The 22676-nt window shown below is 58.5% G+C and carries 16 protein-coding genes and 4 tRNA genes; 17 read left to right on the top strand and 3 right to left on the bottom strand.

Annotated elements, in window-relative coordinates; all coding sequences use genetic code 11:
- The first annotated feature begins 79 nt into the window (after positions 1–79).
- Both HRU82_04925 and HRU82_04920 read left to right on the top strand, forming a co-directional pair.
- Entirely contained in the window at positions 80–292 is a 213-nt protein-coding gene (locus tag HRU82_04925) for a hypothetical protein (GenBank protein QOJ34332.1), read from the top strand.
- Between the two features lie 35 nt (positions 293–327).
- Positions 328–1167 (top strand): HEAT repeat domain-containing protein, encoded by an 840-nt coding sequence (locus HRU82_04920; GenBank protein ID QOJ34331.1) that lies wholly within the window; start codon positions 328–330, stop codon positions 1165–1167.
- A gap of 122 nt (positions 1168–1289) precedes the next feature.
- Here HRU82_04920 and HRU82_04915 read toward each other — a convergent pair whose 3' ends face one another.
- The 3 genes from HRU82_04915 to HRU82_04905 form a co-directional block, all read right to left on the bottom strand.
- On the bottom strand, positions 1290–2732 hold the full coding sequence (locus HRU82_04915) for a HEAT repeat domain-containing protein (GenBank protein ID QOJ34330.1): 1443 nt from the start codon (positions 2730–2732) through the stop codon (positions 1290–1292).
- Positions 2695–4857, bottom strand: a complete 2163-nt coding sequence (glgP, locus tag HRU82_04910; GenBank protein QOJ34329.1) for an alpha-glucan family phosphorylase — start codon at positions 4855–4857, stop codon at positions 2695–2697. Before glgP ends, HRU82_04915 begins: the two co-directional genes overlap by 38 nt.
- A 69-nt stretch (positions 4858–4926) precedes the next feature.
- Positions 4927–5745, bottom strand: coding sequence for a hypothetical protein (locus HRU82_04905; protein ID QOJ34328.1), 819 nt, complete (start codon positions 5743–5745; stop codon positions 4927–4929).
- A 122-nt stretch (positions 5746–5867) separates the two neighbouring features.
- On the opposite strand from HRU82_04905, the gene HRU82_04900 reads away from it, so the two are divergent.
- The 15 genes from HRU82_04900 to rpoC all read left to right on the top strand — a co-directional run bounded on the left by HRU82_04900 (position 5868) and on the right by rpoC (position 22635).
- Positions 5868–7946 (top strand): ATP-dependent helicase, encoded by a 2079-nt coding sequence (locus HRU82_04900; GenBank protein QOJ34327.1) that lies wholly within the window; start codon positions 5868–5870, stop codon positions 7944–7946.
- Between the two features lie 115 nt (positions 7947–8061).
- Positions 8062–8919 (top strand): hypothetical protein, encoded by an 858-nt coding sequence (locus HRU82_04895; protein QOJ34326.1) that lies wholly within the window; start codon positions 8062–8064, stop codon positions 8917–8919.
- A gap of 245 nt (positions 8920–9164) precedes the next feature.
- Positions 9165–9250, top strand: a tRNA-Tyr gene (locus HRU82_04890).
- A 145-nt stretch (positions 9251–9395) separates the two neighbouring features.
- Positions 9396–9470: transfer RNA gene (locus HRU82_04885), tRNA-Gly, on the top strand.
- A 79-nt stretch (positions 9471–9549) separates the two neighbouring features.
- Positions 9550–9625: transfer RNA gene (locus HRU82_04880), tRNA-Thr, on the top strand.
- Between the two features lie 84 nt (positions 9626–9709).
- A complete protein-coding gene (tuf, locus tag HRU82_04875; protein QOJ34325.1) occupies positions 9710–10915 on the top strand; it encodes an elongation factor Tu in 1206 nt (401 codons plus the stop codon).
- Between the two features lie 46 nt (positions 10916–10961).
- Entirely contained in the window at positions 10962–11111 is a 150-nt protein-coding gene (gene rpmG / locus HRU82_04870) for a 50S ribosomal protein L33 (GenBank protein ID QOJ34324.1), read from the top strand.
- Positions 11112–11167: 56 nt separating this feature from the next.
- A tRNA-Trp gene (locus tag HRU82_04865) sits at positions 11168–11242 on the top strand.
- A gap of 68 nt (positions 11243–11310) precedes the next feature.
- Positions 11311–11505: a preprotein translocase subunit SecE gene (gene secE / locus HRU82_04860; GenBank protein QOJ34323.1), complete on the top strand. Its 195-nt coding sequence runs from the start codon at positions 11311–11313 to the stop codon at positions 11503–11505.
- A 73-nt stretch (positions 11506–11578) separates the two neighbouring features.
- Positions 11579–12118 carry a transcription termination/antitermination protein NusG gene (gene nusG, locus HRU82_04855; GenBank protein QOJ34322.1) on the top strand — a complete coding sequence of 180 codons (540 nt, stop codon included), beginning with the start codon at positions 11579–11581 and terminating at the stop codon, positions 12116–12118.
- A gap of 78 nt (positions 12119–12196) precedes the next feature.
- Positions 12197–12619 carry a 50S ribosomal protein L11 gene (gene rplK / locus HRU82_04850; GenBank protein QOJ34321.1) on the top strand — a complete coding sequence of 141 codons (423 nt, stop codon included), beginning with the start codon at positions 12197–12199 and terminating at the stop codon, positions 12617–12619.
- Positions 12620–12663: 44 nt separating this feature from the next.
- A complete protein-coding gene (locus HRU82_04845) occupies positions 12664–13356 on the top strand; it encodes a 50S ribosomal protein L1 (GenBank protein ID QOJ34320.1) in 693 nt (230 codons plus the stop codon).
- Between the two features lie 29 nt (positions 13357–13385).
- A complete protein-coding gene (rplL, locus tag HRU82_04840; protein ID QOJ34319.1) occupies positions 13386–14318 on the top strand; it encodes a 50S ribosomal protein L7/L12 in 933 nt (310 codons plus the stop codon).
- Between the two features lie 84 nt (positions 14319–14402).
- Positions 14403–18362, top strand: a complete 3960-nt coding sequence (rpoB, locus tag HRU82_04835) for a DNA-directed RNA polymerase subunit beta (GenBank protein QOJ34318.1) — start codon at positions 14403–14405, stop codon at positions 18360–18362.
- Positions 18363–18447: 85 nt separating this feature from the next.
- Positions 18448–22635 (top strand): DNA-directed RNA polymerase subunit beta', encoded by a 4188-nt coding sequence (gene rpoC, locus HRU82_04830; protein ID QOJ34317.1) that lies wholly within the window; start codon positions 18448–18450, stop codon positions 22633–22635.
- Positions 22636–22676 lie beyond the last annotated feature (41 nt).

Below are 22676 nucleotides of genomic sequence, written 5' to 3'. Positions count from 1 at the left end.
CTGCCCGATCTCAGGCGACGCCCGTAGGTGCTGCGCCGTTGTTCAACTGTTGCCACTTAACGCTGGGGGGAAGGGCTGGATGGCTAAGAAACCAACCGCTGAAACGGACGAAACTCGACTGAAGAAAAAACTCACCGGGCTGGGAACCGGGGAAGGCAAATCCGCCGACAGCACTGCCGTCCGGTCTCTGCGTAAACGTTTGAAACGGGTCCAGCGTAAGCGACGGTCTATGGCGTTACGTGCCAAGCAGGCGGCGGGGAAGGCTGAAGGGAAAACCGAGGCTGCCGGGTAACATTTTCCACCTCCTGTCACATGAGGGACATCACAATGGAACAATCTGGTCGCAATGAAGAACGGCCTCAGGCCCCGGCCCTTGCCGGTCAGAATATGGAAGACACCGACGAGGCCTTGACCGACCAAGTTTCAGATCAGCTCATCGCGTCGTCCGACACGGAAGGTGCGGCTCAAGACCTTACGGAGGCCGTTCAGGATGTCGCGCTGGAAGAAGAACAGGTCAAGGACGAGATCGATATCCAGATCGATCTTCTGCAGGATCCCGACTGGGTGGTGAGACGCGAAGCGGCGATTACGCTCGGGGAAATGGGTGATGAACGCTGTGTGGAGCCCCTTGCCAACGCGCTACGTGATGGAGATTGGCAGGTCCGTGAAGTGGCTGTAGAAGGGCTCGGGCAGATCGGATCGCCGGCCGTTGAAGTCCTGCTGAAGTTGCTGCGCGATTGGGATGTGCGGAAGGCTGCGATTACCGCACTTGGGAAGATCCGCGATGAGCGAGTGTTGGAGCCGCTCTTACAGCAACTGCGGAACGATGAATTCATGGAGGATGCGACCGATGCGCTGGTCAACTTGGGTGAACCGGCTCTCCCTGGATTGATCAAAGCGTTGAAGGATAAAGAAGAATTGGTGCGCAAACAGGCTGTTATTGCCTTGGGCCGCATCAAGTCTCCGGAAGCGATCGATCCCTTGATCGAAATGCTGCAGAACAAGGACTGGTTTATCCGATTGACGGCTGCCGCTGCGCTGGAGGCCATCGGCGATGAACGTGGCCGCGAGGCCATCAAGCCGCTGCTCAAAGACAACGACCTCGTGGTGAAGATGCGCGTTGAGCGTATCCTCGCCAAATGGAAGAAACAGCCAGCTACCGTGTAGTCCCTCGACCTGCTCCGCAAATCTCTTGCGCCCAGGCGAAATTCTCAGCCTGGGCGTAGGAACGTCATAGGTTCTCTCTCCCTACGCAGACCCCTTAAGCAGTTTGGGTATCGAGACAAGCCTTAACGGCTGCTTCCCGATTTACCCGTCCTTGCCAGTGCTTGGAGGAGGCTTCCGGCAGAGGCGATTCGAATGGCAGCGTCAGAATCCTGCAGGCCGAGCTTGAGAGGAGAGATCACGGTGCTGAGAGGAGACTTCCCAAGGGCGCGGGCGGCCATGAGGCGGGGGAGCGGTTGTTGATCTTTCAGCAGACTTTCCAACACGGTAAGGGCCTTGGGGGCTGTTGCGACCGCTAACGCCTGTGCGGTTCCTCCGCGCACGGAGGGATCGGGATGGCGAGCGAGGTCGGCAGCATTCAGGACGGCTGTGGCGTCCCCCAATCGCAGCATGGCTTCGATAGCGCTGACCCGGACCTGCTCGTCGGGATCACGCAAGAGCGGTTGAATGACGCTTCGAGTTTCAGGCAGGGCCAGACGGCCAAGGCTGGTGAGGGCTACACTGCGGACACGCGGGTTGTCGTCGCCCAGTGAATGGGTCAGAGGAGCGACGCCCTCCGGACTTCCGTACTCACCCAATGCACCAGCTGCGAAGGCCCTGACGGCAGGGTGGGGATCATACACAGCTTGACTCAGAATGGAGAGGCTGCCAGGCCGGCGTAGCCGACCCAGGATCCCGATGGCGGCCATGCGGACTTCCGGGTCAGGGAGGGTCGCTGCATTCGAAATGTCGATCAGCACGTCTGTTCGGCCCAACTTGTACAGGCCTGCCAATGCAAAAATAGATTCCGGCCCCTCGTCTATCCGTGCGATTTCCGTCAGTTGCTCGGTAATGCCAGAGACCTTGGCATCACTGAGCGCGTTGATGGCCGCTATCCGAACCCCCGGAGCCTCGTCGCGAAGGGTTCGCTTGAGAGCTGAGGAATGTCCGGCCATCCCGCTTCGGCCGATGGCCTCGGCGGAGCGGGCACGGACCAGCGCCGAAGAATCCAGTAGCCCATCCTCCAAGAGCGGTAAGGTGTCCTTGTCACCGATCTCCGCCAAGGCAGTGTAGGCTGCGATACGAACGTGCTCCTGGGAGTCGCGGACGCGGCTGAGAATGAAGCTCCGGGCCACATCACGCAACAAGGCTGGATCATCCGGTTGGCCGGCGGGGATTAGCCTGAGGTAGAGCTTGAAAGCCTCTTCCGGTTTGCCGAGTTTCACCTGGCTCAGCAGCGCATACCGAATCATCTCGCGATCCGGCTCTTGTCCCGGAGCCACGCTTTGCAGCAGCTGCAGCACGCGGTCGTATTCGCCGGACTTGTAGAATGCCGCAGCCTGCCGTGCCGTGGCTGTGAGGGCGGGTTTGGGCGGTGAGGAGGCCGCGGAGACCGAGGAGGCGGCAAGCCCTCCGTGAAGACCGAGGACGATGCCCAAAGCCCAAGAGAGGAGCGCACCATGCCGACGCGACAGAACCAAACGGATCACGCTACCATTTCGACGGAGTACGTGCGGTGGCCGGTGCATACATCTGCTCCATGTATTCCTTGACCATCCGTCTGGTACAGAACCGAGGGGCAATGGTCTTGATGCTTTCTTTTACGATCTGGAGCCAGCCGCGTGGGGTGCCGTCAAGATCACGTTGGTAGAAGAGCGGCACGACCTCCTGTTCCAGTAAACGGAACAGTTGCTCGGCGTCATGGTGATCCTGAGCGTGGGCATCCGTCCCATCCGGCAACGGCTGAATGCCCCAGCCATTGGCGCCGTTATAGCCTTCCTGCCACCAGCCATCCAAGACGCTGAGATTGATCACACCGTTGAGGGCAGCCTTCTGACCACTGGTGCCGCTGGCTTCGAGCGGCGCCCTCGGCGTGTTGAGCCACACATCGACGCCCTGCACGAGGTATTTCGCCATATGCATGTCATAGTCTTCGAGGAAAGCGATGTGGCCGCCCAGCTTATGGTCGTTACAGAAGCTGAGCACTTCATGGATGAAGTATCGACCCGGCTCGTCGGCCGGATGCGCCTTTCCTGCGAACACAATTTGGACCGGTCGCCACCGATTGTGCAGTAATTGCTTCAGCCGTTCGAGGTCGCGGAACAACAGTGTCGCCCGTTTATAGGTGGCGAATCGTCTGGCGAATCCGATCGTGAGGGCCTCCGGATCCAGCAGCGTGCCGCGCGCGATGGCCTGCATGGGCTGGAGGTGTCCTCGGATCCAGCCGTCCCTCGCCCGTTCGCGGATGAACCGCATGAGCTTTCGCCGGGTCGTCTGTCTGACTTCCCAGAGGTCGGCGTCCGGCACGTCGGAGATCCGCTGCCAAATCGCATGATCGTCAATTCGCTCGGCCCAGTTGGGGCTAAGGTATTTCGCATATAAGGAGTTGGCTTCCGGAGAAATCCACGTCGGGGCATGGATTCCGTTGGTCAGGCTGCGGATCGGGATCAGGTCTTCGGCTAAACCGGGCCACAGGTGCTGCCACATCTTCCTGGACACTCGTCCATGTTCCCGGCTGACTCCATTGAGGTGAGCCGATAACCGCATGGCCAGGGCCGTCATGTTGAACCCGTGGCCTTTGCTTTCCGGAGTTTCTCCGAGTCGCAAGAACTCCTCCCGCGATAACCCGAGTTGGCCCCAATAATTGGAGAAGTAACGATCCATGAGGTGAAACGGGAAGATATCGTGGCCGGCGGGAACCGGCGTATGGGTCGTGAACACGGTGCTCTGTCTGACCAGGTCGCTGGCTTCTGCGTGACTGTGGCCTGCCGTGACCAGTTCTCGGATCCGTTCGACTGTCAGGAAGGCGGAGTGTCCTTCATTGCAGTGCCAGACGGCAGGATTTTTCCCCATCGCTCGCAGCACCCGCACTCCACCGATGCCCAACAGAAACTCTTGGCAGAGACGCGTTTCCTGGTCGCCGCCATAGAGCCGCGCGGAGAGTGCGCGATCTTCGGGCGTATTCTCCGGCACGTCGGTATCGATCAAGTACAGCGACATGCGACCGGCGCGGACTTGCCAGACGAGCACCGTCACCTGACGGTGGCCGATCTCAACCTTGAGCGAGCAGGGAATCCCGATCGGCGTCAGCGCCTGATGGATGGGCGAATCATGGCGGTTGAACGGCGCATAGGTCGCTTCCTGCCAACCTTCCGGCGTGATGCGTTGCTTGAAGTAGCCTTGCGGATACATGAATCCGATGCCGATGAGGGGAATGCCGAGGTCGCTGGCCTCTTTGCAATGGTCTCCGGCGAGGATCCCAAGTCCTCCGCTGTAGATCGGGATCGAAATGTGCAGTCCAAACTCGGCCGAAAAATACGCGATGGGAGCGCTCTGGAGTGCCGGAAATTCCGTCGCCGCCCAGGTTTTTTTGTCGCTCATGTACTCGTCGAAGGTACGCAGGACGGCTGAGTATTGGCGGACGAAGTGCGGATCACTGGCCAGGGCCATCAGTCGTTCGGGCTTGACGCCGGACAATAACTGCACCGGGTTGTGATGGGTGAGAAACCACAAGGTCGGATCGATGGACTCGAACAATTGCCTGGCGGCGGCGTTCCAACTCCACCAGAGATTATGGGCCAGCTCGCCCAAACGATGCAGATTCTGCGGTACGTTGTCCGGCCCTGGTTGGGGTTGCTGATCGGGTGCTTGCACGTCGCCTCCGTGGAGTGTGGTCAGTGGCTGCGGAAGAGGACCGTCGGGTCGTTCTTTCCGAATGCTGCGTCAGGCGTGCCCGGCTTTGTGCCAGGAGGCCCACTGGTCTGAAAAGGCGACAGTGGCGTATCGTTCACCGAGGATTTTGGCGACGCGGTTCATGGTCGCCGTGAGTTGTTTCGCCTCCTCCTGGGTCAAGTCCTGACGGAAGCGCGGGTGGAGCCCCCAGCGCGTTTCGACTTCTTCGCCCTTGATGCTCGACATGACACTCACCAGCTTGATATCGGTACCTGTGGCGCCACGGGGTGCTGCCGTCTGAGCCGCGGCTTCCGCCGTCCCAGGAGGAGCCTGGCCTTCGAAAATCCCGCAGAGGGCCGGGATGACCGCGCTGATGCAGAGCGTGGCGGCGGCGGTGACTTGGGGGTTGCCGGGCACCCCAAGCGCGCGGGCAATTCGTTCGCTGAAATCCCGGTACAGATCGTTTCGCCCGGCGCTATCTTCGGTCACCAGAAATCTGTAGCGTTCGTAGGTTTGGCGGCTTTCGGAGACAGCCATGCCGATGGTGAGGACGATTTCCGTCTGGTCCTCCCCGGCGCCAAAGGCCGGCTCAAGGACTTTCTTGAGCTGGTCGATGACGGCATCGGTCAACTGGTCCATGAACTGGGGCTGTTCCTTGAGGGGAACATGGAGGGCAGACACGCGATCGACCAGGTTGAACATCACGCGGAGGAATTCGAGGTAGATCCCCCACTCTTCCTGACGCTTCAGCTTCAGCGCCTGTTCCGGCGCCGCGCGTTTAATGACGGAGACCGACTCGCCCGCCACCGCGAGCATGAGCTCTGCAACCGTCTGCCTTTGTTGTGCCAAAATGTCTTGCTCTGCCGTCATAACCCTCCTCTAGGTGAGCGGCATTATATACAACTCACTTTCAGGGGCCAAGTGTTGCGCCATTCCGCAGGGGCGACGAACGGTGACCGGCCGCTCCTGTTCGTTGCAAGGCATCAGGTGGTATGTTATACAGCGCGTCCGCTGTGCGGGCCTCACGGCTACGAATCGCTGCCGTCATGAATCGAGACGTCAAACCATACATTCTGAAACGTGCCTCCGAACCGACCGCCCCCCCGAAGCTGTCGCTGGACTATGCCGGCACGCTGAATCCCCAGCAGTATGCGGCGGTGACGGCCGGAGAAGGGCCCGCGCTGGTCATTGCCGGAGCCGGCAGCGGGAAAACGCGGACGCTCGTCCACCGAGTAGCCTACTTGATCGATTCCGGTGTCGACCCCGCACGGATCTTGCTGCTGACCTTCACGCGGAAAGCGGCGGAGGAGATGCTGGAGCGCGCGGGGCAACTGATCGGGGCGCGGAGTCAACGAGTCTGCGGCGGAACCTTCCACTCCATCGCCAATCTGCTGCTCAGGCGTTACGGGCGGGTGTTGGGCATCGAACCTGGCTTCACAATTATGGACCGCGGGGATGCCGAAGACCTCATCGCCCTGTTGCGTGCCCAGATGGAACTCAATGAAAAGGACAAGCGGTTTCCCCGCAAGGGCACCATCGCGGAGGTCTTCAGCAAGTGCGAGAACACCCTGCGGTCGTTGGAAGACATCGTGCTCGAAGAGTTTGCCCACTTTGCGGACCATCTGAACGACTTGGCGAAGCTGCAGCAGGCGTATCGGGCTACCAAGCGGCAGCGGCAGTTGCTGGATTATGATGATCTCTTGGTGCTGTTGCGGGACGTGTTGGACAAGGACGAGGCGACCAGATGGGCGGTGTCTCAGCAGTTTCGGCATATTTTGGTGGATGAATATCAGGACACCAATCGGTTGCAGGCCGAGCTGATTCGCAAGTTGGCCGCGACCCACGAGAACGTCATGGTCGTGGGCGACGATTCTCAGTCCATTTATGCCTTCCGGGGGGCCACGTTCCGAAACATCATGGAATTTCCCACCTGGTTTCCCGGCGCCAAAATTTACAAGCTCGAAGAGAACTACCGCAGCACGCAACCGATTCTCAGTGTGGCCAACGAGATCATTCAGGAAGCGCCGGAGAAGTACTCGAAACGTCTGTTTACCCGCAAGTTGGATGGTCCGCTTCCGGCCTTGGTTGAAGCAGCCGGGGAAAACGCCCAATCGCGCTTCGTGGCGCAAAAGATTTTGGAGTTGCGTGAGGAAGGGGTCCCGCTCAATGAGATCGCCGTGCTGGTTCGATCGAGCTTTCACGCCTTCGATTTGGAAATCGAGCTGTCTCGGTGCGGTATACCTTTTGTGAAGCGGGGAGGAATTAAATTTATCGAGGCTGCCCACGTCAAAGATGTGCTTGCCCATCTGCGGGTGGTCCTCAATCCTCAGGATGCGGTGAGTTGGCATCGGGTGTTAATGCTGGTGGAAGGGGTGGGACCGAAGAAGGCTCAGGATCTCGTTTCGACGATCGTGCGGACCGCCGATCCCTATCGAGTGTTGCGGGAGAGCCGTGGACGGGCGGGAAAGGGACTGAAGGATTTGGCCTTGGTCTTGGAAGGGTTTGCCGCCTCGGATGATCTCAGCCCGACGGAACAGGTGAATCGGATCTACGAGTACTATCTGCCGATCCTGAAGGATCAGCATGACGACTATCCCAAACGTATTCGCGATCTCGACCACCTGCACACCGTTGCTGAAAGTTATCCTAGCCTGACCGAGCTGTTGGCGGATTTGGCCCTCTCCCCTCCGGAGGGCAGCGCGGTCGGCGTGGATCCGCTGGGATCGGACGATGAACAGGTGGTCATTTCCACCATCCATTCCGCCAAGGGGCTGGAATGGCAATGTGTCTTCCTGATCTGGGTGGTGGATGGAAAGTTTCCGTCCGTGTTCTCATTCAACACGGATGAGGAATTGGAAGAGGAGCGGCGACTCCTCTACGTCGCAGTCACTCGAGCCAAGCGGCACCTCTTCCTCATCTATCCAATCAATGTGTATGATAAGAGTTCCGGGATGTTATTATCCAAACCCTCGCGTTTTCTTGATCATGTCTCTCCACAGCTCTTCGAGACCTTGGCTCTGGTCGAGGAGGGGGGGGCGTATGAATGGGGACGTGATCGAGATTCGTATTGACGAGTGCTCGCCGACGCTGTAGTTGTCCATCGGCCTTCCGCGAGTTTCCAGCACCATGCTCCAGATGTCTTCCTGTCGTAACCGTCTTTCCCGTCTGCTTGGTCTATGGGCCCTTGTGCTGTGGGTAGGGCTGGTTTTTGTGGGATCGGCTGGAGCGGAGTCCGGTGGGCCGCACCCCGATTCCTCCAGGCTATGGACGACCTTGATTGCTGAGGCCAAGGCGTTGCAACTGCCGACCAAATTTCTTGAGCAGATTCCCGCACAATTCGTTCGGTTTGAGTTTGAGGATTTGCATGCCTACGCCGCCGAGTATCATCCCGCGGAGCATCGAATGGTCCTCAATCGTTCGTTGTCGTTGAATGCGGCGGGGGGTACGTTGCGGCCTCTGAAACGGTTGACACACAAAGAGCTGGAGACGCTGTATCACGAGCTGTTCCATGCCTATATGGATTTTCTTGAACAGACGCAGTCTGCCAACGGACCGGGCTTACTGGCGTTTGCGCGGGAACAACAACGTTGTCGGTATCAACATGTGCTGATCACTCCGCTGCTGCAAAAGAAAGATCAGAAGGAGGAACGATTCCTCAGCGAAACGGAGTCGTGGGAGGTGCTGAACGAAACCTGGGCCATCTTCATCGGCTGGGCGGTCTGGACGCAGTTGGAGGTGGGGAAGCCTGCGAAGGGGGCGGCGCAACCGTTCAGCCCGTCCGGTTGGTTGGCCCGCCTCGAAAAAGCGGACGGGGAGGCGGATCTGAAGGGCTATTATGAACCTGAAGATCCCAGCGAGCAGGCCATGGCGCGTAAGCGATTCCTCGCGCCGGAGTTTCGGCTTTCCGCCCAGGAGTTGACGACCCTGATGAAAGAGGTGCTGGGGAGTCCGGTTGAATTGATCCGCCAGGCCGAGGCAGTGCTGAAGCGGCCAAGGTTGAGCGTCAGTACTCAGGGTACCTGCCAAATTCCACCCACTCCCTGATTTGTTCCTGCATAGAACATACCCCCTTGACAATAGAACGCGTCACAAATAAAATCGGCTGCTTTCAAAGCCAAACCAATCCTCATTTCTTCAGCATTCCAGCCCTGTCGTTTCGCTGGGGAGCTGTGCGTGGTGGGGCTTACTTTCATTCTCCGCAGAGGGGAGATGGGGCTGCTCCAGCGAGTGGTTTGTCTGGTTTGAACGTACGTGCGTTGAAAAATTGTATATGGAGCCGGGTGCCGGAGGGGCAGGTACCCAAGTGGCCAAAGGGGGCAGACTGTAAATCTGCTGGCTTATGTCTTCCAAGGTTCGAATCCTTGCCTGCCCACCATATCGAGCCGGTTCAGCTTCGGCGCCTAACGCGGGTGCGGAGCAAGCGAGTGGAGTTGAGTGTGTTATCCGCTGGGTCTGGTTGGCTCGAAACGGCGCACTGTTGAGTAGGCCGTGACAGGAAGGGATCTGTTGGGGGGCCGTGGGCGGGCGTAGCTCAGTGGTAGAGTTCCAGCCTTCCAAGCTGGCTGTCGTGGGTTCAAATCCCATCGCCCGCTCCAAACCAGGCCTGCTCGGTCTAACGCTGATATTCTCCGATGTCATGGCGATCGGGAAGTGCCATGGCCATACGTGTTGAGGGCCCACGTAGCTCAGTTGGCAGAGCACGTCCTTGGTAAGGACGAGGTCACGCGTTCAATCCGCGTCGTGGGCTCCATATATAGAGCTAGCTCGACCAGGAGCGCTGGATGCTTGAGCGCGACGGGGTACTACCTTCAGTGTTTTAGAAAAGGAGTGAATCATGGCGAAGGCGAAATTTGAGCGACGGAAGCCCCACGTGAACATTGGGACGATTGGGCATGTGGACCATGGGAAGACGACGCTGACGAGTGCGCTGACCAAGATCTGCTCGGAGCGGGGGATGGCGAAGTTCGTGAGCTACGACGAAGTGGCGAAGGCGAGCGAGAGCCAGGGGCGGCGCGACGCGACGAAGATCATGACGATTGCGATCAGCCACGTGGAGTACGAGACGGACAACCGGCACTACGCGCACGTCGACTGCCCGGGGCACGCGGACTATGTGAAGAACATGATTACGGGCGCCGCGCAGATGGACGGGGCGATTTTGGTGGTGAGTGCCGCAGATGGTCCGATGCCGCAGACGCGGGAGCATATCCTGCTGGCTCGGCAGGTAGGGGTGCCGTACATTGTGGTGTTCTTGAACAAGGCGGACAAGGTTGACGACAAGGAGTTGCTGGACCTGGTGGAATTGGAAGTGCGGGAGCTGCTGACGAAGTATGAATTCCCGGGGGAGAAGATTCCCATCATTCAGGGCTCGGCGTTGAAGGCGATGGAGGGGGATCAGGGGCCGCTGGGGGTGCCGTCGATCCTGAAGTTGCTGGAGGCCATCGACACCTACATTCCGACGCCGACGCGGGCCATCGACAAGCCGTTTTTGATGCCGATCGAAGACGTGTTCACGATCAGCGGGCGGGGCACGGTGGTGACGGGACGGTGCGAGCGGGGCATCGTGAAGGTGGGCGACGAAATCGAGATTGTGGGGTTGCGGCCGACGCAGACCACGGTGGTGACGGGCGTGGAAATGTTCCGCAAGGTGCTGGATGAGGGGCAGGCGGGCGACAACATCGGGGTGCTGCTCCGGGGGACGAAGAAAGAGGATGTGGAGCGGGGCATGGTGTTGGCGAAGCCGAAGAGCATCACGCCGCACACGAAGTTCAAGGCGGAGATCTATGTCTTGACGAAGGAAGAGGGGGGGCGGCATACGCCGTTTTTCAACGGGTACCGGCCGCAGTTCTATTTCCGGACGACGGACGTGACGGGGGTGGTGACGTTGAATCCGGGGGTGGAGATGGTGATGCCGGGGGATAATGTGACGGTGACGGGGGAGTTGATCAGTCCGATCGCGATGGATCAGGGGTTGCGGTTTGCGGTCCGCGAAGGCGGCAAGACCGTCGGCTCCGGCGTCGTCACGGAAATCTTAGCGTAGTAGGAGGCGCGAGGCGTCGAGCGGATCGCGCCTTGCTGAATGGGACATGCGAGATATCATCGATTTGGCCTGCACGGTCTGTAAGCAGCGGAACTATACGACCCGCAAGAACAAGAAGAACGATCCGGACCGGCTGGAGCGGAACAAGTTCTGTAAGTTTTGTCGGAAGCACAGTGCCCACAAAGAGGTGAAGTAGCGCTTCGCCTTGTGAGGTGCCGGTGCGTCGGGTCCGGCGTGCCCGGATCGATGCGGAGGGGCATGGTGTCAATGGCAGCACATCGGTCTCCAAAACCGAGAGTCTAGGTTCAAATCCTAGTGCCCCTGCCAAGCCGTCCCGCGATCGATTGGGCGAGAGGGCTTTGGCGGCCAGTGCGAGTGTGTGAAGGAGAGATATCGTGTTTCAGCGACTGAGCGCTTCGATTCGAGAATTTTTTGACGGTGTGCGCGGCGAACTGAAGAAGGTTTCGTTCCCGACGAGGGCGGAAACAATCGGCGCCACGACGGTGGTGATCGTGTTTTGTGTCCTTATGTCCTTGTATCTATCGCTGATGGACTCCGTCCTCGGCTGGCTGATGCGCAAGGTGATTTAAGTGCGCGGTGCGGCTGGACAAGTTCGGCATGACCCGGACGATACGGTGCTGGATGTTCAGCTGAGAGGAGACGATGAGCAATAAGAACTGGTACGTCATCCATACCTATGCAGGGTTTGAAGGGCGCGTGAAGGCCAGCCTCATGGAGCGTGCGAACCAGATGGGCCTGACCGAGCAATTGGGGCAGGTGTTGGTTCCCACGGAAGACGTCATCGAAATCAAGGATGGGAAGCGTCGTACGTCGCGGCGAAAGTTTTTTCCGGGCTATGTCCTGGTCGAATTGGAGTCCCCACTCGCCGACGAGACGCTCCAACTGATCAAGGAAACGCCCAAGGTGACAGGGTTCGTGGGCGGAGGCGCACAGCCGACACCGTTGTCGCAGGAAGAAATCGAGTCGTTGTTGAAGCAGGTGGATGCCGGAGCAGCGGGACCGCGCGAACAGGTCCGGTTCATCAAGGGTGACAACGTGAGGATCGTAGACGGGCCGTTCTTGGGGTTCAACGGCGCGGTCGATGAGGTAGATGCCGACCACAGCCGTGTCAAGGTATTCGTCAGCATCTTTGGCCGCTCGACGCCGGTCGAACTTGGCTTCTTGCAGGTCGAACGTATTTGAGATCACTGGATTCGAGAGGGTGGACTGAGAGCCGCTCTCAGTCCTCGTGCTCAGTCCGCAGTCTTCAGGGAGTAATTCATGGCTAAGGAAGTGTCCGCACAGATCAAGTTGCAAATCCCGGCAGGGAAAGCCAATCCTGCGCCGCCGGTCGGCCCTTCGCTGGGACAACATGGCGTGAACATCATGGAGTTCTGCAAGCAATTCAACGCGAAAACGCAGAAAGAGGGCGACAGCATCATTCCGGTCATTATCACCGTGTACAAAGACCGGAGCTTCACCTTCATCATGAAGACGCCGCCGGCGTCGGATCTCCTCAAGAAGGCCGCGGGAATCATTAAGGGGTCTGGAATCCCACACAAGGATAAGGTCGGGAAAGTCAGTCAAGCTCAGATTCGTGAGATCGCGCAGAAGAAGATGTCTGACCTCAATGCGGCCGATCTCGAAGGAGCGATCAAGATCATTCAGGGAACCGCGCGCAGCATGGGCATTGCCGTCCAGTGAGTCTCGGTAGAGTCAACATCCGTCGGATGTGAAGGAGTAGCAGTATGGGAAAGAAGATGACCGCGGCTCAAGCGAAGGTTGAGCCCAGGCTGTATGGACTGCAGGAGGCCGTCGAGGTCGTCAAGCAGGCAGCCTACGCGAAATACGATGAATCCGTGGATCTAGCCATTCGGTTGGGCATTGATCCGAAGCGTTCGGACCAAATGGTGCGTGGGACCACGGCCTTACCCCATGGAACCGGTAAGCAATTGCGCGTTCTGGTCTTCGCCAAGGGCGAAAAAGAGCAGGAAGCCAAGCAAGCCGGCGCCGATTTCGTCGGGGGTGACGACTTGATGGAGAAGATCAAGGGGGGATGGATGGAGTTCGATTGTGCCATCGCGACTCCCGATCTCATGGCCTCGGTCGGTAAGTTGGGCAAGGTGCTTGGGCCCCGGGGGCTTATGCCGAATCCGAAGACGGGGACGGTGACGTTTGAGGTGGGCAAGGCGGTCAACGAGATCCGCAAGGGACGAGTGGAGTTCAAGGTCGAGAAGGCCGGGATCGTGCAGGTTGCCGTCGGCAAGGTATCGTTCGAAGCTCAAAAGCTCTGTGACAATGCCCAGGCCGTCTTGGAGTCCGTCATCAGGGCCAAGCCATCGTCCTGCAAGGGGCGTTATCTGAAAAGCGTGACGATGTCGAGCACTATGGGGCCCGGCGTGAAGTTGGATCCCGTGGCCTTGTCGAAGTTGGGTGGGTGAGAACGGGCCGTTCTCAGTAGGGGGAAAGTATGAAGAAAGAAGAAAAGGCAACAGCGATCGCGGAGTTGGCGGAAAAGTTCGGTCGCGCCCGCTTGGCGATTTTGACGGAGTGCGCCGGCCTGCCCGTAAACCAGATGACGGAATTGCGTCGTCAGTTGCGCGGTGCGAAGGCCGAGTATTGCGTGGTCAAGAATACGTTGGCCGTCCGGGCGTCGGGGGGGACGATCCTTGCCGATGCAAAGGACCACTTCAAGGGACCGATAGGACTGATCATCGGATATGATGACCCCGTCAGTCCGGCCAAAATCCTGCAGGATTTCATCCAGGCCGAAAAGCGCTCGGAGAAAATCAAGGTCACGGTTGGAGTGTTGGAGGGCAAGTTGGTCAAGGCCGAGGACCTTGCGGCGGTCGCCCAGCTGCCCAAAAAAGAAGTGCTCATCGCGATGTTGCTGTCGGCCATGCAGGGCCCGATTCGCGGCGTCGTATATGCGTTGAGCGGCCTACTGAGCAAGTTCGTGCGAGTCATTGCAGCCATTCAGGATAAAAAGAAAGGGGAGGGGGACATGTCAGCAGCAGGAACCAAATTGTCGCAGGAAGAATTGATCAAGGCGATCGAGGGCATGAGCGTGTTGGAATTGGCTGAGTTGGTCAAGGGGTTGGAAACGCGGTTCGGCGTGACCGCAGCGGCGCCGGTGGCGGTGGCGGCTCCGGCGGGCGGCGGCGCGGCGGCGGCTCCGGCGGAAGAGAAGACCTCGTTCGACGTAGTCTTGGTCAGCGCCCCGGCCGACAAGAAAATCCAGGTCATCAAGGTAGTCCGCGAGCTCACCAGCCTCGGTTTGAAGGAAGCCAAGGATTTGGTCGAGGGGGCTCCGAAGCCCGTGAAGACCGGCGTGGCCAAGGAAGAGGCCGATACCATGAAGAAAAAGCTCGAAGAGAGCGGAGCCAAGGTCGAGGTCAAGTAGTCCGTCCGTCGTCTGCCGTGTGTGGGGTCGTTCGATGGGATGGGCCGCGTGTCCATCCCTTTTATGAGCTTGGAGGACTAACGAATGTCGGAATCGACTCTTTCGGAGTTTGTCGAACGTAAGGACTTTTCTCGCATCCGTACGAGTATCGACATTCCCGATCTTATTGAAATCCAGAAACGGTCCTACGAAGAGTTCCTTCAGATGGAAGTCGAGCCGGATCGCCGAAAGGATCAAGGGTTGCAGGCGGCATTGGCCAGTGTCTTTCCCATAACGGACTACAACAATACGGCGGCGTTGGAGTTCTCCAGTTATTCGCTGGGGACTCCGAAGTACGATGAGCGGGAGTGTCTCGAGCAGGGCATGACGTTCGCCGTTCCGCTGAAGCTGCGGGTTCGCCTCATTGTCTTCGACAAGGAGGACAAGGGTCCGAAGAAGAAGGTCTTGGACGTGCGCGAGCAGGAAGTCTATGTCGGTGAGCTTCCTCTCATGACCGAGCGCGGGACATTCCTCATCAACGGAACCGAGCGAGTCGTGGTGAGTCAGTTGCATCGCTCACCCGGCGCCTCGTTCACCCATGACAAGGGGAGAACCCACGCGAGCGGGAAAGTGCTCTACTCGGCGCGGATCATTCCTTATCGCGGATCGTGGCTCGATTTCGAGTTCGACGCACGGGACATCTTGTATGTCCGGATCGACCGGCGTCGCAAGATGCCGGCTACGATTCTCCTCAAGGCCTTCGGGTACAGCACCGACGACCTCTTGCGGATGTATTACCCGGTCGAAGAGATTCGGGTGTCCAGGGGCAAGTTGTTCCGAAAGCTCGATCCGGAAATCCATCACGGGTTGAAGTGCTCGACCGAAGTCACGGAGAAGGGCGGTAAGGATCCGCTGGTGCGAGAAGGGGGCAAGCTGACCAAGGTCGTGATTGCCAAACTGAAGGCTGCCGGGATCAAAGAGATTCCTGTTGCTCCGGCGGAACTGGTCGGTCGTGCGGTGCTGACGGAGTTGGTGGATACTGGCAAAAAGCAGACGCTCGCCGAGAAAAATCAGCGACTGACGGAAGAGGTCCTGGAAAAAATTCTCGAAAGCGATATCGAAGAGTTCAAGGTCATCTACCTGGACACCACGAGCGCTACACCGGTGATTCTCGATACGCTCGATATGGAGCGGACGGGGTCAAAGGAAGAGGCGATGGTCGAGATTTATCGCCGTCTCCGCCCGGGGGAAACGCCTTCCGTCGAGACGGCCCGCGCGCTGTTCGATAATCTGTTTCTGAGCCCCAAGCGCTACGACCTGTCGCCGGTGGGACGACTGAAGCTGAACAAAAAGCTGGGACTTGATCTTTCGCTCGAACAGCGGACGCTCACGGCACAAGACATCGTGGAGGTGGTGCGGTACCTGGTCAATCTGAAGATCGGGCGCGGTGAAATCGATGACATCGACCATTTGGGCAACCGTCGCGTCCGGTCGGTGGGCGAACTCTTGGAGAACCAGTTCCGCCTCGGCCTCGTACGGATGGAGCGCAGCATTAAGGAGCGGATGAATCTCCTGGATATGGAAACGGTGTTGCCGCACGACTTGATCAATGCCAAGCCTGTGGTGGCGGCGGTCAAAGAGTTTTTCAGCAGCAGTCAGTTGTCGCAGTTCATGGACCAGACCAATCCGCTGGCTGAAATTACCCATAAGCGGCGCCTGTCGGCGCTCGGGCCGGGTGGTTTGACGCGTGAGCGGGCGGGATTCGAAGTGCGCGACGTCCACCCGTCGCACTACAGCCGTATTTGTCCGATCGAAACACCGGAAGGGCCGAACATCGGCTTGATCACCTCGCTGGCCACTTATGCGCGTATCAATGAATTCGGATTCATCGAGGCACCCTATCGGAAGGTCGTGAAGGGCAAGGTGGGCGATGAGCTTGAATACCTCTCCGCGATCGAGGGGGACAAGTATGTGATCGCCCAGGCCAACTCAAAGGTGGATTCAGCCGGCCGCCTGGTCTCGGAAACGGTCTCGGCCCGGTGGGGCGGCGATTTTATTACGGCCACGCCTGACAAGGTCGAATATATGGACGTGTCGCCCAAGCAGGTCGTCAGTGTGGCGACGGCATTGGTCCCCTTCCTGGAGCACGACGATGCCAACCGGGCGTTGATGGGATCCAACATGCAGCGGCAGGCCGTTCCTCTGTTGAAAGCAGAGGCCCCTCTGGTCGGAACCGGCATGGAGGCAGTAGTCGCGCGCGACTCGGGGTATGTGGTGCAGGCGAAGCGAGAAGGTGTGGTCGAAAGTGTCGATGCGACGCGCATTGTGGTGCGCGTCGACGCGAAGGATGGGCGGAAGAGAAACGATTCGGGGCTTGATGTTTATGAAATGATCAAGTTCCAGCGGTCGAATCAGAATACCTGTATTACCCAGACGCCGGTTGTCCGGATCGGAGAGCCGGTCAAGAAGGGACAGGTATTGGCCGACGGTCCGGCGATCGATCACGGCGAACTCGCGCTCGGTAAGAACGTGTTGGTCGCGTTTATGCCGTGGGGCGGCTACAACTTCGAGGACGCCATTCTTTTGAGTGAGAAGCTGGTCCGAGAGGATGCGTTCACTTCGATCCACATCGAGGAATTCGAGGTCGAGGCGCGCGATACCAAGTTGGGCAAGGAAGATATCACGCGTGACATTCCCAACGTCGGCGAAGAGGCCCTTCGCGATCTGGACGAGAGCGGCATCATCCGCATCGGCGCGGAGGTGAAGCCGGGCGATATTCTGGTCGGTAAGGTGACGCCGAAGGGCGAAACGCAGCTGACGCCGGAAGAGAAGCTCCTGCGCGCGATCTTCGGCGAAAAGGCCGGCGATGTGAAGGATACTTCGTTGACGGTGCCTCCCGGCGTCGAGGGTATCGTGGTCGACGTGAAGATCTTCTCGCGTAAGGGGTTGGATAAGGACGAGCGATCGAAAAGCATCGAGAGTGAAGATCATATGAAGCTGCAGCGCGACCACCAGGAAGAGCTGCGCATCATTGAAGACGAAAAGACCAAGAAGGTTCGGAAGCTCTTGCTGGGCAAAGTCGTCGGTCGCGACCTGATGGATCCTGAAACCGGCGACGTGATTCTGAAGAAGAAAGGCAAACTTACTGCAGAAATCTTGAAGCGCCTGCCGGACGACATGGTGCGGCATATCATTCTCAGCGATCCCGACGAGCAGAAGGAGCTGGAGGATGTCGAGCGGCGCGCCAAAGAGCAAATCGAAATCCTGCAGACCCTCTACGACGAAAAAGTGGGCCGCCTCAAGCGAGGTGATGAATTGCCGCCCGGCGTGATCAAGCTGGTCAAGGTCTATATCGCGATGAAGCGGAAGATCCAGGTCGGCGATAAGATGGCCGGTCGTCATGGCAACAAGGGTGTCGTCTCTCGAGTCCTACCCGAGGAGGACATGCCCTACTTGCCGGATGGGACCCCGGTGGAAATTGTGCTCAATCCGTTGGGCGTTCCGTCTCGTATGAACGTGGGGCAGATTCTCGAAACACACCTTGGCTGGGCGGCCCGCGCATTGGGCATCAAAGTGGCCAGCCCGGTGTTCGACGGGGCATCGGAAAAAGAAATCAAAGACTTGCTGAAGAAGGCCAAGATTTCTCCCAGCGGCCAGACGGTGTTGATGGATGGCAAGACGGGAGAGCCGTTCAGCAGCCCGGTGACGGTCGGATATATGTATGTGCTCAAGCTGCATCACTTGGTGGATGATAAGATTCACGCGCGATCGATCGGCCCCTACTCGTTGGTGACCCAGCAACCGCTGGGCGGTAAAGCACAGTTCGGCGGCCAGCGGTTGGGAGAAATGGAAGTGTGGGCGCTTCAAGCCTACGGAGCTGCCTCCACCTTGCAAGAGTTCCTGACTGTGAAGTCGGATGACGTGCCTGGTCGTTCGCGCATGTATGAGGCGGTCGTAAAGGGCGAACCGTTTCTCGAACCGGGTTTGCCGGAGTCGTTCAACGTGTTGGTCAAGGAACTGCAGAGCCTTGGGCTTGATGTCGAATTGGTGAAATCGAAGGACTGATTCTAGGGCTGAGTGTTGAGGACCGAATCGCACAGCGCTCATAACTCAGAACTGCGGTCAGGCGACCGTTAAGGAGGGATCAACCTTGGAAGGCGTATACACATTGTTCGAAAAGCCGCGTGACTCGGTGTCGTTCGACTCGATGCGGATTCGCATCGCGTCGCCCGAGAAAATCCGGTCGTGGTCGTACGGCGAAGTCAAGAAGCCGGAGACCATCAACTATCGTTCCTTCAAGCCCGAAAAAGATGGGCTGTTTTGCGCCAAAATTTTCGGGCCGATCAAGGACTGGGAATGTAATTGCGGCAAGTACAAGCGCATGAAGCATCGGGGCATCGTGTGCGACAAATGCGGCGTGGAAGTCATTCAGTCGAAGGTACGCCGCGAGCGGATGGGCCATATCGAGCTGGCGGCTCCGGTTGCCCACATCTGGTTCCTCAAGGGGGTGCCCAGCCGAATCGGTACGTTGCTGGACATGAGTCTCAAGCAGCTCGAAAAGATTCTGTACTTCGAGAGTTATGTCATGGTGGATCCGGGATCTACCAGTATGAGCGAGCAAGAACTCGTATCGGAAGAAAAATTGCGCTCGTTGCAGTCGGAGTACGGAAGCGGTGCATTCAAGGTCGGCATCGGAGCCGAGGCGATTCGCGAATTGCTCCGCAAGGTCGATATCAATGCGCAGTGGGATGAGTTGCATGTCAAGGCGAAGGCCTCGGCCTCGGCCGCGTTGAAGAAGAAGTACGCCAAGCGACTCAAGGTCCTCGAGGCGTTCCGCCGTTCCGGAAACAAGCCGGAATGGATGATTATGGACGTCATCCCGGTATTGCCCCCTGAGCTGCGTCCGTTGGTGCCCCTGGATGGGGGGCGCTTTGCCACGTCGGACTTGAACGATCTGTACCGCCGCGTCATCAACCGCAACAATCGGTTGAAGCGTTTGATCGAACTGAAGGCGCCGGGGGTGATCATTCGCAACGAAATGCGGATGCTTCAGGAAGCGGTCGATGCGCTCTTCGACAACGGTCGGCGCGGGCGGGCCATCCGCGGGCCAAACAAGCGACCGCTGAAATCCTTGAGCGACATGCTGAAGGGAAAACAGGGACGCTTCCGGCAGAATCTCCTCGGGAAGCGAGTCGACTATTCAGGCCGTACGGTCATCGTGGTTGGTCCCGAACTCCGCCTGCATCAATGCGGTTTGCCGAAGAAGATGGCGCTGGAACTGTTCAAGCCGTTTATCTTCCACAAGCTCGAAGAGCGCGGAGCCGCCACGACCATCAAGAGCGCCAAGCGCCTGGTGGAGAAGGAGCGGCCGGAAGTCTGGGATGTGCTGGACGAAGTGATTCGTGAGCATCCCGTTCTGCTGAATCGTGCGCCGACTCTGCACCGGTTGGGCATCCAAGCCTTCGATCCAGTGCTGGTCGAGGGCAAGGCCATCCGGCTGCACCCGCTCGTGTGCGCGGCATTCAACGCCGACTTTGACGGCGACCAAATGGCCGTCCATGTGCCCCTGTCGGTGGAGGCGCAGATCGAGGCGCGCGTGCTCATGATGTCGATCAACAACATCCTGTCGCCTGCCAATGGTAAGCCGATTGCCGTGCCGTCGCAGGACATGGTGTTGGGCTGTTACTGGCTTACCAAGGAGCGGGTCGGCGCGAAGGGTGAGGGAAAAATGTTCGGTTCGCCGGAAGAGGCGCGGATCGCCTATGATGCCGGAGCTCTGGACGAACATGCGAGGATCAAGGTCCGTTGTAACGGCTCCATGGTCCAGACGACCGCAGGGCGTGTCATTTTGGCTGAAATCTTGCCTCCGATGATGCCGTTCGCCGATGCGAACAAGCTGATGACCAAGAAGGAGATGACCAAGCTCATCGATGCGGTCTATCGCCAAGCCGGCCATCGCGAGACGGTCGTGTTCCTCGACAAGATCAAGAGTCTCGGCTTCCACTATGCGACCAAGGCGGGCATGTCGATCTGTATCGATAACATGCATATACCGTCACGCAAGGAAGACCTCATCGTCAAGGCGCAGCGCGAGGTCAATGAAATCGAAAAGCAGTATGCCGAGGGATTGATCACCAACGGCGAGCGGTACAACAAGGTGATCGACATTTGGGCCCACGTCACCGAGCAGGTGGCGAACGAGATGATGAAGGAATTGGGCGCCGGCGGTGATCCGGCCAAGGCTGAAGCATTCAACCCTATCTTCATGATGGCCGACTCCGGTGCGCGAGGTAGCTCGCAACAGATTCGACAGCTGGGTGGTATGCGTGGTCTGATGGCGAAGCCGTCCGGGGAAATCATCGAAACGCCCATTACTGCCAATTTCCGAGAGGGCCTCACGGTCTTGCAATACTTCATTTCGACCCACGGCGCGCGCAAGGGCTTGGCGGATACGGCCTTGAAGACGGCCAACTCCGGCTACCTGACGCGGCGGTTGGTTGACATCGCGCAGGACGTTATCGTCAGCGAGGAAGACTGCGGCACGACGGATGGCATTATCGTGAGCGCCTTGCTCGAAGGCGGCGAGATCATCCAACCGCTCGAGGAGCGTCTCTTGGGACGGCTTGCGGGCGAGGACATTCGTGATCCTGTGACCGGCGAAATCATCGTGTCCTTCAATGAGGAAATCGATGAAGAGCAAGCCAAGGCGGTTGTGGAGGCCGGTGTCGATCGAGTGAAGATTCGCTCGGTGCTGACCTGCCAGTCGCAGCGTGGGGTTTGCCGGTTGTGTTATGGGCGAGATTTGTCACGGGGCCGACTCGTGGAAAAGGGGGAGCCGGTGGGCGTGATTGCAGCGCAATCTATCGGTGAGCCTGGTACGCAGTTGACGATGCGTACCTTCCACATCGGCGGTACGGCGAGTAAGGTGGTCGAGCAAACCGTCTTGGAATCCAAGCACGTCGGCCATATGAAGTACATGAGCTTCGACGCGAAGAAGAACGCCGATGTGCACAACGCAGGCATTGCGGTGCGCAACAAGGAAGGCGAGTGGGTCGTCATGAATCGCAACGCCAAGATTGCGATCGTGGACGACAGCGGCCGTGAACGCGAAAAGTATCCCGTCGTGTACGGCGCCAAGATCAAGGTGAAGGATGGCGATCGTATTGAAGTCGGCCAAAAGCTGGTCGAATGGGATCCTTACTCGCTCACCATCCTGACGGAAACCGGCGGGAAAGTTGCCTACGGCGACATCATCGAGGGCGTCACGATGAAGGAAGAGTTCGACGAGGTGACCGGATTGTCACGCAAGGTCATCATCGAACAGAGTGGAGCGGCCCTTCGTCCACGCGTGTCAATCAAAGATGAAAGCGGAAAAACCGCCAAGGTCTCAGGGGCGGGAGCGCCCGTTGCCCGATACCTTTTGCCGGTCGGCGCCCACATCTTCGTTGAAAAGGGCGCCACGGTTCATCCCGGTGACGTGCTGGCCAAGATTCCGCGCGAAACCACCAAGACCAAGGACATCACGGGCGGTCTGCCGCGTGTCGCGGAATTATTCGAGGCGCGCAAACCAAAGGAGCAAGCCGTCATCAGCGAAATCGACGGCGAAGTGTCCTACGGTGGCTTCGTGAAGGGCATGCGGAAGGTCATGGTCGACAACAAGGTGGGTGACGTGAAGGAGTACTTCATTCCGAAGGGCAAGCACGTCAACGTCCATGAAGGAGATTGGGTGCGGGCCGGTGAGCCTTTGATGGACGGATCGGCCAATCCCCACGACATCCTGGACGTTCTCGGGCCGAAAGAATTGCAGAAGTATCTCGTGGATGAAGTGCAAGACGTCTATCGCTTGCAGGGTGTTTCGATCAACGATAAGCACATCGAAATCATCGTGCGGCAGATGCTCCGGAAGGTTCGGATTGAAGACCCTGGTGATACCTCGTTCTTGCCTGGTAGTCAGGTGAGCAAGTCCCTCTTCGATCTGGAGAATCAGCGTGTGCTGGAAGCGGATGGGAAGCCGGCATTGGGTAAGCCGGTATTGCTTGGTATCACCAAGGCTGCGCTGACTACCGACAGCTTCATCTCCGCTGCCTCCTTCCAGGAGACGACCCGAGTGTTGACTGAGGCGGCGATCAACGGTCGTGAGGATAATTTGCTCGGCCTGAAGGAGAATGTCATCGTCGGTCGACTTATCCCTGCCGGAAGCGGATTTGACGAATATCGAGAAACGTTCGTGGCCAGTGCCAAGGCTGAAGCTGAGGTAACGGGAGGGCAGGCTCAATCGGTTGCCGTTGCCCAACAGACCGCTGTGGCAGGAGAAATCGAACGCGAAAAAGTCGAATGAGGCGAAGAACGGTCTTGACAGGGATGGCATACATCCCTATA

Origin of the sequence: Nitrospira sp., assembly GCA_015709715.1 — a bacterium.
Lineage (GTDB): Bacteria > Nitrospirota > Nitrospiria > Nitrospirales > Nitrospiraceae > Nitrospira_A.
The sequence above is the reverse complement of the archived record's forward strand: the minus strand, read 5'-3'. Positions and strand labels throughout refer to the sequence as shown.

Excerpts from the sequence above, each read along its gene's own strand:
- HRU82_04925 (QOJ34332.1), top strand. The coding sequence starts at position 80 with ATGGCTAAGAAACCAACCGCTGAAACGGACGAAACTCGACTGAAGAAA.
- HRU82_04920 (QOJ34331.1), top strand. The coding sequence starts at position 328 with ATGGAACAATCTGGTCGCAATGAAGAACGGCCTCAGGCCCCGGCCCTT.
- HRU82_04915 (QOJ34330.1), bottom strand. The coding sequence starts at position 2,732 with ATGCACCGGCCACCGCACGTACTCCGTCGAAATGGTAGCGTGATCCGT.
- HRU82_04905 (QOJ34328.1), bottom strand. The coding sequence starts at position 5,745 with ATGACGGCAGAGCAAGACATTTTGGCACAACAAAGGCAGACGGTTGCA.
- HRU82_04900 (QOJ34327.1), top strand. The coding sequence starts at position 5,868 with ATGTTATACAGCGCGTCCGCTGTGCGGGCCTCACGGCTACGAATCGCT.
- tuf (QOJ34325.1), top strand. The coding sequence starts at position 9,710 with ATGGCGAAGGCGAAATTTGAGCGACGGAAGCCCCACGTGAACATTGGG.
- rpmG (QOJ34324.1), top strand. The coding sequence starts at position 10,962 with ATGCGAGATATCATCGATTTGGCCTGCACGGTCTGTAAGCAGCGGAAC.
- nusG (QOJ34322.1), top strand. The coding sequence starts at position 11,579 with ATGAGCAATAAGAACTGGTACGTCATCCATACCTATGCAGGGTTTGAA.
- rplK (QOJ34321.1), top strand. The coding sequence starts at position 12,197 with ATGGCTAAGGAAGTGTCCGCACAGATCAAGTTGCAAATCCCGGCAGGG.
- HRU82_04845 (QOJ34320.1), top strand. The coding sequence starts at position 12,664 with ATGGGAAAGAAGATGACCGCGGCTCAAGCGAAGGTTGAGCCCAGGCTG.
- rplL (QOJ34319.1), top strand. The coding sequence starts at position 13,386 with ATGAAGAAAGAAGAAAAGGCAACAGCGATCGCGGAGTTGGCGGAAAAG.
- rpoB (QOJ34318.1), top strand. The coding sequence starts at position 14,403 with ATGTCGGAATCGACTCTTTCGGAGTTTGTCGAACGTAAGGACTTTTCT.